The sequence below is a fragment of the Pseudomonas sp. Irchel 3E20 genome, from assembly GCF_900187645.1.
In the GTDB taxonomy this organism is placed as follows: domain Bacteria; phylum Pseudomonadota; class Gammaproteobacteria; order Pseudomonadales; family Pseudomonadaceae; genus Aquipseudomonas.
Genome location: NZ_FYEE01000001.1, coordinates 591,519 through 608,290, shown reverse-complemented (window position 1 = coordinate 608,290; position 16,772 = coordinate 591,519). Strand labels below are relative to the sequence as shown.

Sequence of the window (16,772 nt, the reverse complement as noted above, 5' to 3'; positions counted from 1 at the left end):
AACCCTGGCGCGGGGGTTGCCGATTTTCATTCTCATCCGGCCATGCACTGAAGCGGCAATAAACGCCGCATATGTGCTCTCCCACCCAAGGACATTTCCATGCCTCGTTTCTCTCTGCGAGCGGCCCGCCCCCTGGCCAGCGCTGTACACCTGGCGCTGCTGGGCCTGAGCGCCGCGCCACTGGCCGGGCTGCCGACCCTGGCCGTCGCCCAGGCCCAGGTGGCGCACTACAGCATCGGCGCCGGTGCCCTGGCCGACGCCCTCAGCCAGTTTGCCGCCACGGCCGGGGTCACCCTGTCGTTTGCCAGCGAGCAGACCCAGCACCTGCAAACCCCGGGCCTGCAAGGCAACTATTCGGTCGAAGAGGGCCTCCAGCGGCTGCTCGCCGGCAGCGGCCTGCATGCCGAGCGCCGCAGCAATGGCGGCTATGTGCTGATCCCGGCCAAGGCGGCGGGCGATACCGCACTGCAACTGAGCGCCCTGACCATTTCCGGCAAGGCACCGGGGGCCACCACCGAAGGCAGTGGCTCGTACACCAGCGACTCCTCCAGCAGCTCGACGCGCCTGAACCTGGCCCTCAAGGAAACCCCGCAGTCGGTCACGGTGCTCACCCGCCAGCGCCTGGAAGACCAGAAACTGGACAACCTCACCGACGCCATGGACGCCACCACCGGCATCACGGTGATCCGCGAAAGCCTGGGGGCCGACAGCACGGTGTACATGTCCCGCGGTTTCCCGATCCGCAACTTTGAAATCGACGGCGTGCCCACCGCCGCGAACATGGACAACTACACCCAGAACACCGCGATGTACGACCGCGTCGAAGTGGTGCGCGGCGCCACCGGGCTCATCAGCGGCCTGGGCAACCCGTCGGCCACCATCAACCTGATCCGCAAGCGCCCCACCGCCGCGCCCCAGGTGATCCTCGCCGCCGAGGCCGGCAACTGGGACCGCTACGGCTTGAGCGTGGACGTGGGCGGTGCGCTGAACGACAGCGGCACCCTGCGCGCACGCCTGGTAGCCGACCAGAAAGAGCAGCATGCCTGGGTCGACCGTTTCAGCCAGGAACTGTCCACCCTGTACGGCATCACCGAGCTGGACCTGAGCGACGCCACCCTGTTGACCCTGGGCCTGAGCCAGCAGACCACCCACACCAACGCGCCCATGCGCACGGGGTTCCCGCTGTTCACCACCACCGGTGGGCGCACCGACATCAAGCACTCGTTCAACACCTCGCCCGACTGGAGCTACTACGATCGCCAGCAGAGCACCCTGTTCACCTCGGTGGAACACCACTTCGACAGCGGCTGGAGCGGCAAGCTCGAATACAGCCACGCGCGCAACGACTACGACACGGTGGTCAGCTACATGTCCGGCAACATCGACCCGCAAACCGGCGCCGGCGCCGTCATCATGCCCACCCGCTGGCAGGCCACACCCGAACAGGACAGCGTTGACGCCTACCTCACCGGCGGCTTCCCACTGCTGGGCCGCGAGCACGAATTGATCGCCGGCGTGACCCTGTCGCGCCTGGAAGAACGCGGCACGCCCAACTACGGCGGCTGGCAGCGCCCAAGCTCGGGCTACAACGGCAGCATCCCCGACATCTACCATTGGAACGGCAGCACACCCAAACCGCAGTTCAAGCAGATCGGCGAAAGCGACCTCACCGAAACCCAGTACGGCGCCTACCTGACCTCGCGCTGGCACCTGACCGACGCCGCCAGCCTGATCCTCGGCGCCCGCGTAGTGGACTGGGAACGCGACAGCAAAAGCCGCCTCAACACCGGCGTGCGCAGTGAAACCCAACGCAGCGAAACCGGCGTGTTCATCCCCTACGCTGGCTTCGTCTACGACCTGGACGACACCTGGACCGCATACGCCAGCTACACCCAGATCTTCAACCCGCAATCGGCCTCGGTGCGCGACGTCAACGGCACGCCCCTGGACCCGCAAGAGGGCACCGGCTACGAGTTGGGCCTCAAGGCCGGGTTCTATGAAGGACGCCTGAACACCAGCCTGGCACTGTTCCGTGTCGAGCAGGACAACCTGGCGGTGGCCGATGGCAACAAACTGGCGCCCAATGGCTTCCAGGCCTACAAGGCCGAAAACGGCACCACCAGCGAAGGGGTGGAACTGGAGATCAACGGCGAGCTGAGCGAAGGCTGGCAACTGAGCGGGGGCTACTCCTACAGCGTCAGCTTCAGCGACGACGACCGGCGCATCGTTACCGAAATCCCGCGCAACAGCGTCAAGCTGTTCAGTACCTATCGCCTGCCCGGCGCGCTGGACAAGCTCACCCTGGGCGGCGGCGTGAACTGGCAGAGCGAAACCGGCTACGACCTGAGCTACGCCACCAGCCAGAGCAGCTATGCGCTGGTCAGCGCCATGGCCAAGTACCAGCTCACCCCGGCGCTCAGCGCTTCGCTGAACGTCAACAACCTGTTCGACAAGGAATACCTGACCACCACCGCGGCAGGCCTGTACGGTGCGCCGCGTAACTTCATGACGACGTTGAGGTATGCCTACTGAGTTTGGCTGGGGGGTGCGCCGGGCCCCAGCAGCGCCAACGCCCGCTCGGTCACCGCCTCTATATAGGCCGGGTCGTCATAGACCCGCGCCAACAAAATGGCCCCCTCATAATCGGCCACCCAGCGCCGCGCCACGACCAAGGCTTGCACTTCGCCCAACTGCTCGCCCAACAAATGGGCAAAAGCCTTGGCCCAGTCATCGAAAAAAGCGCGGATCGGTGCCATCAACTCCGGCTTACCGTAGCTGGCATCGACCGCGATCACCCCCATCAGGCACCCAATCGCATCGTCCTGGAACATACCCATTGCCCGGCGCCCCATTTTCGTCAGGCGTTCGTGGGCCGTGAGGGCCTCGTCATAGGCCAACGCAAACAGCAGCGTGCTGGCGCGCTGGTGCGTCCACTCCAGGACGTCGCGCAGCAGGAACTCTTTGTTCGAGTAGTGATGGTAGAACGACGCCTTGGTAAAGCCGCACGCGCCGGCCAGCGCATCCATGGTGGTGCCGTGGTAGCCCAGGCGCTTGAACGTACAGGCACAGCGTTGCAGCAGTTCATCACGGGGGATTTTCAAGGGGCGCACGGGGGTTTTCCTACTGGCGATCACTGGCGGTGATTCTATGGCATAAGCCTACCCGCCTCAATTTGACGATTACCAAACGTTCGTTTAATTTCTTGTTACCGAACGAATGGTCAGTAACCTTGAGGAGCGTGATAGATGAGCCAGGACAACAGTGGCGCAGGCCGGGTAACCCGCGAGCAACGGGGCGATCTGTTTTTTATCGGGTTGGATCGGGCCGGCAAACGCAATGCGTTTGACAGTGCCCTGCTGACAGACCTGTCCCTGGCGCTGGGGGAGTACGAGCGCCAGGACGAGGCGCGGTGCGCGGTGCTGTTCGCCCACGGCGAGCACTTCACTGCGGGGCTGGACTTGATGGAGCTGACCCCCAAGTTGGCCAGCGGCGGCTTCCACTACCCGCAAGAAGGCATCGACCCCTGGGGCGTGTCCGGCCCCCGGCGCACCAAACCGGTGGTGGTGGCGGTACAAGGGACGTGCTGGACGGCGGGGATCGAGTTGATGCTCAACGCCGATATCGTCGTTGCCGACACCACGGCGCGCTTCGCTCACCTGGAAGTGCTGCGCGGGATTTCCCCGGCCGGCGGCTCGACCGTGCGCTTCACCCGCGCCGCCGGGTGGGCCGACGCCATGCGTTACCTGCTCACCGGGGAAACCTTCGACGCGCAACAGGCCCGGGGCATGCGCCTGCTCACCGAAGTGGTCGAACCCGGCCAAACCCTGCCGCGGGCTATCGAGTATGCGCAACGCATCGCCAAAGCTGCACCGCTGGCCGTTCGGGCGACGTTGCAGTCGGCCTTCCTCGCGCAAGCGGCGGGCGATGAAGCGGCATTCAGCCAGCTCAACGCAGCGCTGCTGACGCAGATCAAAAGCCAGGACGCCCGCGAAGGGGTGATGGCCATGCTGCAAAAGCGCGAACCGGTATTCACCGGCCGCTGAGCCAACCCCTCCCGGCACTGAACGGAACCCGACCATGCCCACGACGCCGATCCATACCGACACCTTCACCCTGCTCGCCCGCGACGGCTATCGCCTGGGCGCCGTGCGCTACAGGGCCGCGGGCACTGCCAAAGGCAACCTGATCGTGGCCGGGGCCACCGGGGTGCAGCAGCGCTTCTACCGGCGTTTCGCCGAACACGCGGCGGGCCTGGGCTTTAATGTGCTGACCCTGGATTACCGCGGCATCGGCCAATCACGCCCGGTGTCCCTCAAGGGCTTTGCCATGTCGTACCTGGACTGGGCCTACCAAGACCTGGCCGCGGCCGTGGACCTGCTGCGCGAGGAACCGCTGCCGCTGTACTGGGTCGGCCATTCGTTCGGCGGCCACGCCATCGGCCTGCTGCCCAACCACGACGCGCTCACGGCCTGCTACAGCCTGGGCAGCGGCGCGGGTTGGAGCGGCTGGATGGCCCCGGCCGAGGCGTGGAAAACCCGCTTGCTGTGGACCTTCGTGCTCCCGGCACTGGTGGCCGCCAAGGGCTACATGGCCTGGAGTGTGCTGGGCATGGGCGACGACTTGCCGCTGGGGGTGTATCAGGACTGGAAGCGCTGGTGCGCCTTCCCCCACTACTACTTTGACGACCCGCAAATGGCCCACGTCGTGCCGCTCTACGCCAGCGTGCGCACGCCGTGCGTTTTCGCCACGTCGGTGGACGACCCCTGGGCGCCGCCGCGCTCGTGCGATGCGTTCGTCAAAGCCTATCGCCAGGCCCCGCTGACCCGCCTCGACCTGCAACCGCGCCCTGGCAGCCCAGCCATCGGGCACATGGGCTACTTTCGCGCCGACGCCCAGCCCTTGTGGGACGACATCCTGGCCTGGCTGCAACGCGCGGGCGCTACCGCCGCCGCACGCGAAGCCGCGCCAACCCCGGTCAGTGCTTGATCGAAATCACCCCGTACTGGCCTTGCTGGTCGGCGTACACCACCTTGCCGGCGCGGTCCTTGATGGTCAGGCCCAGGATCAGGGTCTGCTGGCTGTTCTGCGCTTCGATGGCGAAGTGCTCGGGCAGGTCGATGTGCAGGCCTTGCTTGTCGATCGTCCCGGCGTCGCCCAGGTTGAACATCTTGTAGAGCTTGCCCTGGTTGTCGGTGGTGATCTTCAGGTCGGTGCTTTTGAAGCAGGCGATCACGTTCATGTTCTGCCCGCCCATGCCGCACGTCAGGGTGGCGACGAAAGGGTAGTTGCGCGCGTTGTAGTCCTTGTCGACGCTGGCCAGGGTCGAGGGCAGGTCGGCATTGAGCATGTTGTAGAAGTTGTAGTAACCCTGGACCACTTGCTGGTCCTTGCGGTTGGCGCAGAGTTTTTTCAGGTACTCGGCGTCCTGGGTCACTTGCTGGTTGATGCCCACGCCCATGCTGTTGATTTCTTCGCGGGTGGGCACGTAGCCGGTGGCGTAGACGGGCCGCGCAACGATCAACAGCGCGGCGATGCCCGCCGGGTAAACAAAGGTCACCGCCGCGCCACAGGAGGTGTCGTCGGCGACGAAGGCCGGGTTCTGCGTGGCTTGGCGGGCGTAGGCGCGAAAGCCGCCGATGGTTTTCAGGTTCAGGGCGTCGCTGGCGTAAGGCGGGATGTCGGCGCCGCCGCTTTCCTTGACGATCCCGGCGAACACCCCGGACAACGCGCTGTACATCGCGAAGTTGTCATTGGGCGCGCCCTGGCGCACCGAGCCCACCGAGGCCCAGGTGGCGGACTCGAACAACTTGTCGAGAAAGCGGTTGTACTGCTTGAGGCTGCTGCCGTCCGTAACCTGGGCGCCGAAAGAGCCGTAGGTGTCGTTGTCGTCCGCCAGGGCCACACCCGCGTGGCAGGCCAACGCCAGAACGATTGCCGGTATTGCGCGATGCATTGCCATTTCCAGATCCTGTGTGACCGCTCGTCGGTAATGCCATCATTATGGCATTAGCGGAATCCCGCAGGGTAGGCCAGTAGCAAGCAGGCGAGCCCGCTTGCTACGACGCGAGGAGGGTGGGGTTTATGTAAACTGGCCGCCGACTTTCCCCAGCCAACACGAGAGCCCCCATGGCCAACCACGACCTCACTTTCCTGCCCGACCCCGACCCGCAATCCATCTCCTCGGACGTTGCCGGTTTCGCCGGTTTGCTGGTGTCCACCCAAATCCCCACGCGCGCCGATGGCAGCCTGGAACTGGGCGGCATCGTCGAGCAAAGCGAATGCACCTTGCAGGCCCTCAAGCTGGCGTTGGAAAACGCCGGCAGCTCCATGGACCGCGTCCTGCACCTGACCATCTACCTCACCGACATGGCCGACCGCGCCGCGTTCAACCAGGTCTACCAGCGCTTCTTCGCCAAGCCCTGGCCGGTGCGCGCCGCGGTGGGCGTGGCGGCGCTGGCGGTCGAAGGCATGCGCGTGGAAGTCACCGCGATGGCGGCCAAGGGCTGACACGTTCAGGGCACGCGTTGGCGTGCCCGCACTCTCCCGCGCCCTCAGGGCCGCAAGTGCTGCAGATAGCGGGCCAGCACGGGCCCCTCGAACCGCGACTCGACAATAGCGCTGCCCGCCAGCATGGCCGCTGTCTGGCTGCGATCCCAGTGGTAGTTGTGCTGGTACAGCTCAATAGACGCGAACCCGCCGCCAGCGCCTTGAATACCAGGTGCTGGTAGATATCACCCACCGTCACGGGCACCCGAAAATGGCGTGACGCCTGGGTCGCTAGCGCCGCCGCCCGCAGGGAATGCCCGCCCACCTCAAAAAAATGCGCATCCGGGTCAACGTCACCGTGGCCCAGCAGCTCAAACCAGATCTGTGCCAGCGGCCGCTGGCCGGGCCCGCTGAAACGGCTGAGCTCGAGGCTGGCGGTGGCGCAAACCGGCGATCAGGCGCTGTGGGTGCGTGCTTTTATTTATTGCGCGGTACAAAAAAGGCCACGAGGCGTTTCTCGGCTTACGTGCCCACGCCCTCCACCACCACCATTAAGGTACCCCGGCTACTGGCATCAATCCCCAGGTCACGGTTGTGCAGGCGGATCAACCCCAAAACCGAGTGATGCTCGATCACCAAGCCCTTGGGGTTGCCCGTCGTACCGGACGTAAAAATCACGTACATGGCGTCCGTGGGGCTGACGTCGACAGGGCGAAAAGGCACTGCCGTGGGCGACGCCAGGATGCCTGCGACGGTCTCGACTCGGCACGCCAGTATCGGCCAGCTATCGCTGGGGTGAGTGGATAACACCAACGCGGCATTGCATTGCCGGGCGATGTATTCCTTGCGCGCCAAGGGCAGTTGCCGGTCCAGCGGCACAAATGCCGCGCCCGTCTTGATGACCGCCAGCAAGGCCACGATCAACTCGACCGAGCGGTGCGCCTGGACTAACACCAGGTCACCCAGGCCGATGGCCAATGATTGCAGATACGCCGCCACCTGCGAGCTGAGCCGGTCCAGCGCTGCGTAAGTCAACGTCCTGTCTACCCCGACAACCGCCAGTGCCTCGGGGGTCAAGCGAGCCTGTTTCCCAAACAGGCTCACAAGGGTTTCACCGGCCATGACTGCTTCTCTTCAAGTAATCCTTGGGTCAACTCACCAACTGCAAACTCGACAACCGGGGCATAGGCTGCCACTGCTAAAAACACTTGAGACCTGTAAGAAATAACAGTTTTTTAGAATGTATTTTTATTGCCTTAGAGCGATTTTTTATAAATCGACTGGTGTTGCTTCCAATGGTTTTTCTGGCGAAACGGGATATGTGGACGTGCCTCTGCCAATCGACGCAATTGGAAAGTCAACGCCCAGCTCTCCGGCCCCACGGAAAGCATCATCGATCTTTTAAAGATCGCGCCGCTTACCCCAGGCTGGACCTGTGAAGTACAGGTCGCTGATGTACAGGAACTGTATCGTCGATTATCCGCTCCCGAGTAACCACAAACTAAGCGCCAGAGCGACCTTATCCACACCCATTCTCGGTAGGTCGGCGTTGTAGCGACGCAGCAGAGCCCGGAAAACACACATCGAACGCAGTTCCGTCCTGCACATGGGAACTAACCCCTAAATCCCCGCCATGGGACTGGACGATTTCCCTGACGATAAACAGACCCAACCCGACACTGCGTACCTCATTGTCGGCCTCGGTGCCGCGGGTCATCGGCTCGAACACATTGATGTGCCGCAGGCACGAACAGCTATCTTGATGCGAAACTCAAAGCGTTGACGACAAAGGCAGAAAACCAATGACAGTGCCGCAAAACAAAGATCAGTTGCTGGACGCGATCAACTCAACCTTTGATCGGCTTATCGAAGACTTGAACAGCATCCCGGCGCAACGGGCCATGGAGCGCACCCTAGAGGGCCACGTCAAAGGCACCCGGATGAGCCTGTGCGACTTGGTCGCCTACCTGGTGGGCTGGAATGAGTTGGTTCTCAAATGGATAGACAGGAGCGCCGCCGGGCAACCCATCGACTATCCCGACACAGGTTTCAAAGGCAACGAACTCGGTCAACTCGCCCAAAAGTTCTACCGAGACTATGAGGGCATCGCTTATGGGCACCTGCTCGAACGTCTGTGCGTGGCAAAGGGGCGAATCGTTTCGTTCATACAAAACCAAAGCAATGCTGATCTCTACGAACACCCCTGGCATGACCGCTGGACACTGGGGCGCATGATCCAATTCAACACGTCTTCACCCTACGCCAACGCGCGTAAACGCCTACGTCGCTGGTTGAACAACTTCTAACATTGAGTGGCCCACATATTGTTTTGATTTGCCGACAGCAAAATCCCACGAAGATGTAGGAACCCTCTTTTCTTTGCACTTGGACTGGTTATCCGTAAATATTCCTCACAATATTGTTCGCCTGACCGAGCTCACCACGCCCATGCGGATTGGCTCAATATCTTTTTGTGTACCGCGAAGCTGAGCACCTTACGACTCCACAGCACAAAACACCTGTAAAAGAGATATGGATTTCTCCACAGCAACTTTAAAGGGACTTGAAAATGCAACTGACACCACAGTTCATAAGAGAACAACTTCACCAAGAACGCGTTGTTACACGCAATGTAGAGTATGTTTGCGAGCACATCGAAAGCTGGTGGAAAAATCATGACCTGTGCCTGTCAAACCATGCACTGAAACTACAGTTAATTTCACTTCTCAGCCTGACATTGCGGGGAGACGACAGGTATTACTTCGATAATGTCGGAAAACATGGCATCTCCGCCGTTTGCTTTACTGGCATATTCCACACCGACGACTATTACCTGGCGCTCATTACTCACGAAGCACTGTGCGAGCTTTTTCATCTTCGAGATATCAAGTACCCCTATGAAAATCACAAGGCCCTGTTTCTGAAGCCTGGAGCCGAAAAATACCGCGACTGGGGAAACGGATACGGTGAGATTACGCCCCACTCCGATGATCTATACGAAACGCAACCAACTGACCTTCTTGCCCTTACGGTCTGCCGCGACAAAACCCGCACCCCCACACAGTGCTTTCTTGCAAAAAACGTTACTGACCATCTCGATAATTCAGAACTACACCAACTTGCGCAAATGACGGCCGTCTTCCGCTCGGGAAAGAACGTGAGATTGTCGAAAAATCTTGAGCGAAAACTAATTCAATACGACCCAACCTACGGCATTCAACTGCATCTTGATTTTCGCATCGATACTGAGGTCGGAGAACGTATGATAGCAACCGACCCTCGCGACGCGGGTTTGATTAAAAATATAAGACAGGGCATTCCCTCGTGGACGCCAGTTTATTCAGCCGCCACCACCGGCACGTTTTTTATTTTGGCGAACCACAAAGCACTGCACGCCCGCCCCATTATAAACTTGAACATTGGCGTCGCCGCCAATCAAGCACAAACAACCAAATTCCGGGAAACCCCAAGACTTCTATTCCGAAGTAAAGGGCCGAGGCACAACCTATCTCTCGAGCAAGACTATGGCAATTACCTTTGAAACCTTCAGAACTGAAAAACAGAACCTTGAACGCCGCAATATATATAACGGCCAAACGATCCAGCCAGCGAAAACGCCAACTGCAATGGCATAAAAATCCTTAACTCGCTCAAGGCAATTCAATGAAAGGCGCCTTCCTTGTCAGACTTATCATCGCAACGTCCCTGTACACGATTATGGGGCGGGCCACAGTGTGGTTTGATCCTATTTCCAACGCGATACTCGTCTTTGGCAGCCGCTTTTTTTTAGTCTTCTCGTCATTTTTTTTCTCGCGGTTGCAAGCCAATGCCATCCCAGCTGCGACCTTGCTAGCCGCCCTGGGCAGCGCATTGATTTTGCTCCCCAACCAGGTTTTTTTTGTGATCGGAGCGACGTGCCTGGCGATTGGGGTTAGCGTCGCGGGATATTTAATTAGAGCCTATGCATCTGAAAACATAGGTGCAGCCGCGCAAAACAAGATAGCAATAAACTGCGGGGTAATTCTTGCAGGTATAACGCTTTCACTGCCCATACAAAACAACACCACTATCGCACTGATAAGTTTCGTCTTTCTACTAGTTGCCTCATATGTTGCCCGGCACATTGTTGCGTCACGAACACACATAGAACTACCTGCCGGAAAGAATGTATCCAGGCCCATTCGCCTGGCTTGGGTGCTGCTAGGCCTGACCATGGGCATCAAACTGTATGCGCCATTCACATTACTACCTCAGTACATTGTCTCCACCTTGGGCTCTCTCACACAGTGGTATGGACTCGTCGTACTAGCCAGTAGCGTCTTCATAGTTGCTTTTCAAAAAGTGGTGATCCATATCATAGGAAAGTTCGCCAGCGATAGAGCCGCGATGATTATAACGTGGGCAACCATGCTCTGTGGCTTATGCGTAATAGCGAGCCTGGGTATTTTCCATGTAGAGACATTAGCCGGCGCACTTGTCTGGGTATTGATTCTTTCCTTGATCGAATGTTTTGCCAGCTACTTAGATGTATTCGGTGCGCGGGACAACTGTCTGTTCATAAAAGAACTCTCGGTCGGTGCAGGAGGGGGATTGGGTGCTTTGATTTCGCGCTACTTTCCTGTCGAGATTTCCGGCCAAATCCTGGCATTGACCGGAATTACATTTTTGATAATCGCCGCAGTCCTTTTTTTAAATACTAAAACAGACTATAGCGCTCAAGGTAGGCAACACGATGCGAGTTAAGAGTATTTCGATCAATTTATTGCGTATCCCTCTTAAAAAACCGTTCATATCATCCGTTCGTCGTGTCGAAAGCACCGAAGATATAGTCATCGAAGTTGAGACAGTTTGTGGACTACGTGGTTACGGTGTTGCTACCCCCTCGATACGAACGAGCAGTGAAAGCCTCGACTCGATAATATCGGTAGTGGGGGATGTGTTCGCACCAAAATTGGTGGGCAACGACGTATCCAACCTCGAAAAAACACTGACCACGATAGATCACAGCATCAGCGCAAACGCGGCGGCAAAAGCATCAATCGACATCGCCTTGCACGACCTAAGTTCTAAAGCCGTCGGTGTTCCGCTCTATCGGTTCCTCGGCGGCCGCCACAATAAAATAACTACGGGCATCTCCATTTCCCACAACTGCCTCGACGAGATGATTGACGATGCTTGTACTGCCGTAAGCAACGGTTTTACTACATTGAAAATCAAGCTTGGATCTCCACAGGGTATAGAAGATGATCTTCTTCGGGTTCAAGAGATCCGACGCGCCGTGGAAAAAACAATTGAAATTGGAGTTGACGCCAATCAAGCATGGAGCGAAGAGGACGCCTTGACGTTTGCCGAACGTGTCACGGCGATTGGCGCAAACCTATCGTTTATCGAACAACCTGTGCGATCAACAGAACATCACGCTCTTGCGCGAATAAGCGCTGCCTCAAACATCCCCATAATAGCGGACGAAAGTTGCTCATCAGTACAGGAAGCAATTGTTCTTACAAGTAACGGCTTGGTCGACGGACTGGCAATAAAACTCATGAAGCTCGGCGGCATACGTTGCGCAAGAGCAGCCTACGAAATGGCGCGTCTGAGGTCCAAGATTTGCGCTGCGACGTGCCTTATGGAATCGCCCATTGGAATAGCGGCAATGGCAAGTTTTTGCTCTGGCAGGGATTTCAGGTTCATTGATCTGGATGCTATAGCCTTGATCGCGAGCAACCCTGTTATGGGTGGAGCCACGATGGCTGCCAACACCGTGGTGTTGAGTGAACAGCCTGGACTAGGAATACAAGGGATCGAGGGTTTGGAACTAATAAACACAATCAATTAACAAATTAGAGCCAGGCTCAGACAAACGAATAGTAAAAGTAGGGCTTTCAACGTTGCAGTACATTCATTAAGCGCCAGATGCGATGCCTACATAGGAGTAACAAACATATGGAAAAATGCCTGATTGTCGTTGGATACAATAATGTTCGAATTTATGACATCCCCAAGATACGGCGGGCATGTCAACAGCTCTTCAATGCGAAGCTGCTGCTAGTAACAGAGAAAATCGAAGACGCCGATTATCAAGCCGCCGACGAAGTGTTTGCATGCACCCTAGCTTATGACGCCGTGCAAGAATCGACCCGATTGGTATGCCTGGAACTCGACCGCCTCGAACTGAAGCCGATTGGCATACTGCCGTTTTCCGACCGAGGAGTGCTGCTTGGTGCAAACCTTGCCCTGCATTTCGGGCTTCCTGGGGTTGAGCCCCACGACGCAATTGCAGGCCTCGACAAGCGTATCTTTCGCAACCGAGACACCCAGATCACAAATCATCCGCGAGGATACAAGCCCATCCGTTGCGTTCATGTTCGATCAAAGGAGCAGTTCCAGACTGTGGTGGCTGAGCTCGGCGGGCGAGCTTTCGCAAAACCGGCTAACGAAGGAAACAGTCGCGGTTGCTATGTCGTCCCGTCACTTGGACAGTGCGAGGCAATCTGGTCAGATCTGGAGAAATATCACGACGCCGGAATTATCGTCGAAGAACTGATTGAGCATGCTCAAGAATACAGTTGGGATTATGTGGCCGGGTGTACGTGGATCACCGAAAAACAAACAACCATGGGAACCTATCGAGCAGAAGTACAACAGATAGTACCCGCACCGCTGCCACGGGACATCCGCCAACAAATCGATACGGCAGGACATCACATGCTGCGACTTGTGCCCAATGGCGGTGCGTATCACAACGAAATATTCTCGCGCTGCGGGTTCACTGCGGCGGTAGAAACAAACATGCGTCCTGCTGGACTGCGTATTTGGGACCTGGCGGCGTTATCGTTTAAAGATTTCAACCCGTGGGACACATGGGTGAGGTGGGCTGTCACTGGCGCCGTTCAAGAAAAATCGCCTGTTGCCCAGCGCTACTCCGGAATTCGGCTGATTAAAGCACCAAAGCCAGGAGTGTTGATCTCGCTTCCGGATATTGAACGAGTCGGCGCTGAGCTCGGCATCGAAGTGCAGGATTACCGATATGCAAAACAACCCGGAGATCAGGTTACGGACAATCCACAAGATAACTCGGGCTTCTTAGGTGAAGTCGTTGCCTGCGCGACTGAATATGAAGATCTGTGTGCACAACTACTTGAGTTGACATCGACAATCGAGTCGAAAGTACGCATCTCTTGATTTTCAGGCAAAAAAAAATCCGGAAATCCTCACTTTCGTGGGCCTTCCAGACTTTCAAAACTGCTTAAAAATGGTGGGTCGTGTGGGATTCGAACCTACGACCAATTGGTTAAAAGCCAACTGCTCTACCAACTGAGCTAACGACCCGCTGTGTGGTGCGCGTATAATACTGATTTTTAAGGACTATTCAATACCTTATTTGAAATAAATCAGAAATAAGGTGTTGGATCGCTGATTCCTGCCGCTGCGAAGCCGTCCGCACGTAATCTACAGCTATCGCATTTGCCACACGCATGGCCGTTATCGTCTGCCTGATAGCAAGACACGGTAAGGCCGTAGTCCACACCCAGCTTCACGCCGGCCTGAACGATCTGTGCCTTGCTGAGGTTTTGCAGCGGAGCCTGGATGCGGAAGCCCTGCCCCTCCACGCCCGCCTTGGTCGCCAGGTTGGCCAAGCGCTCGAATGCCTCGACGAACTCAGGACGGCAGTCCGGGTAGCCGGAGTAGTCCACCGCATTAACGCCGATGAAGATGTCACGGGCACCCAGCACTTCAGCCCAGCCAAGCGCCAGGGAGAGAAACACGGTATTGCGAGCTGGCACGTAGGTGACGGGAATTCCCTCACTCGGCGCTTCGGGGACGTCGATAGAACTGTCAGTCAGGGCGGAACCGCCCATACCATTGAAGTTCAGACCGATGACTTTATGCTCGACCGCGCCCAAATCACGGGCGACCCGAGCGGCGGCATCCAATTCGGCACGGTGGCGCTGGCCATAGTCGAAACTCAGGGTGTAGCAGCTATAGCCCTCGGCCCGTGCCATGGCCACTACCGTCGCCGAGTCCAGGCCACCGGACAACAGGATCACCGCACGTTTTTCTTCTGTTTTGAGTTGTTCAGTCATTTCAGCGCCCCGGCTCGTCGTTCCAAAGATATTTGTGCATTTGCAACTGCAAACGTACGGGCAAGTTGTCTGCCACGATCCAGTCCGCGAGGTCGCGGGCGCTCAAGTCGTGATGGCTGGGCGAAAACAAGACTTCGCCGGCGCGACGATCGAGGCCGTATTGGATCAACTTGGACACCGCCCAATCGTAGTCTTCGCGCGAACAGATCACGAACTTGACCTGATCGTTGCGCGTCAGCAGCTCGATGTTTTCGTAGCGGTTGCGGTGGGCCTCTTTCGACCCAGGGGTTTTCAGGTCCACAACCCGGCTGACGCGACTATCCACGGCCGATACGTCGAGGGCGCCACTGGTTTCCAGAGAGACCTCGTAACCGGCATCGCACAAGCGCTTGAGCAAGGGAATGGCATGGGGTTGGGCCAAGGGCTCGCCGCCGGTCACGCAGACGTAGCGCGGCTTGAAGCCTGCAACCTGCTCGACGATGTCGTCGAGGGTGCGAAGGGTGCCGCCGCTGAAGGCGTAGGCGCTGTCACAGTATTGGCAACGCAAAGGGCAGCCGGTCAACCGCACAAAAACTGTGGGCAGGCCAGCCGTGCGCGTTTCACCCTGCAACGAGTAAAAAACTTCGGTGATTCTCAATGTGTCTTGCATAGTCGCCACGGGCGTAACAGCTAAACAGGCTGTCCGCCTCCGTCAGGCACTTCAGGGCATCGCGCCAACGCGCAAACGCCAGGAAGCGTGTTTCATAAAAAGGGCGTGGATTCTAACGAAAAAACCCGCGACAAGCGCGGGTTTCTTTGATTCTGGCAAACAAGCCTTTACATGCGCTGCAAGTCTCGCTGGGCCAGTTGTGCGGCAGAAGTCCCCGGATACTGGGCAACAACCTGCTGCAGGATGCCTTTTACCTTATCGGCATGACCCAGGCGGCGTTCCACATCGGCCAGTTTATACAGCGAATCCGGCACTTTGGCGTGCTTGGGATAGAGCTGGCTGACCTTGGCGAATGCCTGGCCGGCACCTTGCAGGTCGCCTTTGGCCAGGTTGACTTCGCCCAGCCAGTATTGGGCATTGCCCGCATACTGACTGTTTGGATACTTGCGCAGGAACGCCGAGAAAGCCTGGCTGGCCCGGTCGAAATCCTTGGCCTTAATCAGGTCGAAGGCTGCGTCGTAATAAAGCTTTTCCTTCGCCGGGTCACCCGGCTCGCTACTGGCTGCGGGGGCCTGGCTGGCCGCTGCGGCAGCTGCGGCAGCTGCACCGGCGGCATTGACATCGCCACCGGCAGAAGAATTATCAGGAGTCGCGGCTGGTGCAACGCCGGTTCCTATGCGCCGATCAAGATCCTGGTATCGCTCCAGGTTTTCCTGCTTCATGCGCGAGACATCATTTTGCAGAACTTCAATCACACCTTGTTGGCGTGCGATTTGTTCCTGCATTTGTTGCAGTTGGTTGAACAGCTCGCCCTGTGCCGAGACAGGGGTCGAAACCCCTCCCCCGGCATAGGCGCCGTTCGTACCGTAACCCGCAGGCGGATAACTGCTCCCGCTATTGTTATAGCCAGAGTTGTCATCGACCACAGGAACCGCAGCCCACACCGCAAGCGGTGCGAGGCTGAGAGCCAGAACAGTTACAGCACGACGGCACGTTCGCATGACGAATTACTTACGCAGTTCGACGCGACGGTTTTGAGCCCAGGACTGCTCGTCGTTGCCGGTAGCAACTGGACGCTCTTCGCCGTAGGAAACCAGTTCCAGCTGAGCTGGGGAAACACCTTGCAGTACCAGGTAGCGCTGAACGGCTTTCGCACGACGCTCGCCCAGCGCCATGTTGTACTCACGAGTACCACGTTCGTCGGTGTTGCCTTCCAGAACAACGCGAGCGCCGTTTGCTTTCAGGTCCTTGGCATGAACGTCCAGAGCGCGCATGGCTTCTGGCTTCAGGTCCGAGCTGTCGTATTCGAAGTAGAAGGTGGTGATTGCGCGCAGAGCAGCTTCTTCGCTCAGGGAGCCATCTACAGCACCAGTGTTAGCGCCGTAACCAGCGTTTGGATCAACAGCGCCTTCACCGGCGTTGTCGCCGCCTTTGGACGAGCAACCTACAGCTACAGCCATGGCCAGAGCCAGCGCAGCAAACTTACCAAACTTCAGCATTTCCATCGTGAAACTCCTAATGAACCCCAGTGTGTTAAGTAAAACGTGTAGCGC

General features: G+C 58.1%; 17 protein-coding genes, 1 tRNA gene and 1 pseudogene. 9 read left to right on the top strand and 10 right to left on the bottom strand.

The window, feature by feature from the left end:
- The first annotated feature begins 99 nt into the window (after positions 1–99).
- Positions 100–2,532, top strand: coding sequence for a TonB-dependent receptor (locus tag CKW13_RS02600; protein WP_095106670.1), 2,433 nt, complete (start codon positions 100–102; stop codon positions 2,530–2,532).
- On the opposite strand, the gene CKW13_RS02595 is transcribed toward CKW13_RS02600, so the two are convergent.
- Positions 2,526–3,110: a TetR/AcrR family transcriptional regulator gene (locus CKW13_RS02595; protein WP_095106668.1), complete on the bottom strand. Its 585-nt coding sequence runs from the start codon at positions 3,108–3,110 to the stop codon at positions 2,526–2,528. The two genes, CKW13_RS02600 and CKW13_RS02595, sit on opposite strands and share 7 nt — an antisense overlap.
- A gap of 135 nt (positions 3,111–3,245) precedes the next feature.
- Here CKW13_RS02595 and CKW13_RS02590 point away from each other — a divergent pair, with 135 nt between their 5' ends.
- Together CKW13_RS02590 and CKW13_RS02585 are read left to right on the top strand one after the other, a co-directional pair.
- Positions 3,246–4,043 carry a crotonase/enoyl-CoA hydratase family protein gene (locus CKW13_RS02590; RefSeq protein ID WP_095106666.1) on the top strand — a complete coding sequence of 266 codons (798 nt, stop codon included), beginning with the start codon at positions 3,246–3,248 and terminating at the stop codon, positions 4,041–4,043.
- Between the two features lie 34 nt (positions 4,044–4,077).
- Positions 4,078–4,986, top strand: coding sequence for an alpha/beta fold hydrolase (locus CKW13_RS02585; protein WP_095106665.1), 909 nt, complete (start codon positions 4,078–4,080; stop codon positions 4,984–4,986).
- Here CKW13_RS02585 and CKW13_RS02580 read toward each other — a convergent pair.
- The gene (locus CKW13_RS02580) at positions 4,976–5,959 is read right to left on the bottom strand and encodes a hypothetical protein (protein WP_141233941.1); all 984 of its coding nucleotides are present in this window, start codon (positions 5,957–5,959) and stop codon (positions 4,976–4,978) included. The two genes, CKW13_RS02585 and CKW13_RS02580, sit on opposite strands and share 11 nt — an antisense overlap.
- A gap of 167 nt (positions 5,960–6,126) precedes the next feature.
- On the opposite strand from CKW13_RS02580, the gene CKW13_RS02575 reads away from it, so the two are divergent.
- Positions 6,127–6,507, top strand: a complete 381-nt coding sequence (locus tag CKW13_RS02575) for a RidA family protein (protein ID WP_095106663.1) — start codon at positions 6,127–6,129, stop codon at positions 6,505–6,507.
- Here CKW13_RS02575 and CKW13_RS24945 read toward each other — a convergent pair.
- The 3 genes and pseudogenes from CKW13_RS24945 to CKW13_RS02560 all read right to left on the bottom strand — a co-directional run.
- A complete protein-coding gene (locus CKW13_RS24945; RefSeq protein ID WP_371856215.1) occupies positions 6,482–6,868 on the bottom strand; it encodes an acyl carrier protein in 387 nt (128 codons plus the stop codon). The two genes, CKW13_RS02575 and CKW13_RS24945, sit on opposite strands and share 26 nt — an antisense overlap.
- 140 nt (positions 6,869–7,008) lie before the next feature.
- Positions 7,009–7,608 carry an AMP-binding protein gene (locus tag CKW13_RS02565; RefSeq protein ID WP_095106660.1) on the bottom strand — a complete coding sequence of 200 codons (600 nt, stop codon included), beginning with the start codon at positions 7,606–7,608 and terminating at the stop codon, positions 7,009–7,011.
- Between the two features lie 397 nt (positions 7,609–8,005).
- A pseudogene (locus CKW13_RS02560) lies at positions 8,006–8,215 on the bottom strand (ATP-binding protein); the annotation flags it as partial.
- Between the two features lie 73 nt (positions 8,216–8,288).
- On the opposite strand from CKW13_RS02560, the gene CKW13_RS02555 reads away from it, so the two are divergent.
- The 5 genes from CKW13_RS02555 to CKW13_RS02535 all read left to right on the top strand — a co-directional run bounded on the left by CKW13_RS02555 (position 8,289) and on the right by CKW13_RS02535 (position 13,668).
- The gene (locus tag CKW13_RS02555; protein WP_095106655.1) at positions 8,289–8,792 is read left to right on the top strand and encodes a ClbS/DfsB family four-helix bundle protein; all 504 of its coding nucleotides are present in this window, start codon (positions 8,289–8,291) and stop codon (positions 8,790–8,792) included.
- Between the two features lie 263 nt (positions 8,793–9,055).
- Positions 9,056–10,027: a hypothetical protein gene (locus CKW13_RS02550; RefSeq protein ID WP_095106652.1), complete on the top strand. Its 972-nt coding sequence runs from the start codon at positions 9,056–9,058 to the stop codon at positions 10,025–10,027.
- Between the two features lie 122 nt (positions 10,028–10,149).
- Positions 10,150–11,229 (top strand): hypothetical protein, encoded by a 1,080-nt coding sequence (locus CKW13_RS02545; RefSeq protein WP_095106650.1) that lies wholly within the window; start codon positions 10,150–10,152, stop codon positions 11,227–11,229.
- The gene (locus tag CKW13_RS02540; RefSeq protein WP_095106648.1) at positions 11,219–12,322 is read left to right on the top strand and encodes a mandelate racemase/muconate lactonizing enzyme family protein; all 1,104 of its coding nucleotides are present in this window, start codon (positions 11,219–11,221) and stop codon (positions 12,320–12,322) included. The genes CKW13_RS02545 and CKW13_RS02540 overlap by 11 nt, the downstream gene beginning before the upstream one ends.
- A 107-nt stretch (positions 12,323–12,429) precedes the next feature.
- The gene (locus CKW13_RS02535) at positions 12,430–13,668 is read left to right on the top strand and encodes an acetyl-CoA carboxylase biotin carboxylase subunit family protein (protein WP_095106646.1); all 1,239 of its coding nucleotides are present in this window, start codon (positions 12,430–12,432) and stop codon (positions 13,666–13,668) included.
- 71 nt (positions 13,669–13,739) lie between these two features.
- Here the strand turns inward: CKW13_RS02535 and CKW13_RS02530 are convergent.
- The 5 genes from CKW13_RS02530 to pal form a co-directional block, all read right to left on the bottom strand.
- Positions 13,740–13,815: transfer RNA gene (locus CKW13_RS02530), tRNA-Lys, on the bottom strand.
- 62 nt (positions 13,816–13,877) lie between these two features.
- Positions 13,878–14,570, bottom strand: coding sequence for a 7-cyano-7-deazaguanine synthase QueC (gene queC / locus CKW13_RS02525; protein WP_095106644.1), 693 nt, complete (start codon positions 14,568–14,570; stop codon positions 13,878–13,880).
- A 1-nt stretch (position 14,571) separates the two neighbouring features.
- A complete protein-coding gene (gene queE, locus CKW13_RS02520; RefSeq protein WP_095106642.1) occupies positions 14,572–15,219 on the bottom strand; it encodes a 7-carboxy-7-deazaguanine synthase QueE in 648 nt (215 codons plus the stop codon).
- A 167-nt stretch (positions 15,220–15,386) separates the two neighbouring features.
- Positions 15,387–16,220 (bottom strand): tol-pal system protein YbgF, encoded by an 834-nt coding sequence (gene ybgF / locus CKW13_RS02515; RefSeq protein ID WP_095106640.1) that lies wholly within the window; start codon positions 16,218–16,220, stop codon positions 15,387–15,389.
- Positions 16,221–16,226: 6 nt separating this feature from the next.
- On the bottom strand, positions 16,227–16,724 hold the full coding sequence (gene pal / locus CKW13_RS02510; protein ID WP_003178634.1) for a peptidoglycan-associated lipoprotein Pal: 498 nt from the start codon (positions 16,722–16,724) through the stop codon (positions 16,227–16,229).
- Positions 16,725–16,772: the final 48 nt, after the last annotated feature.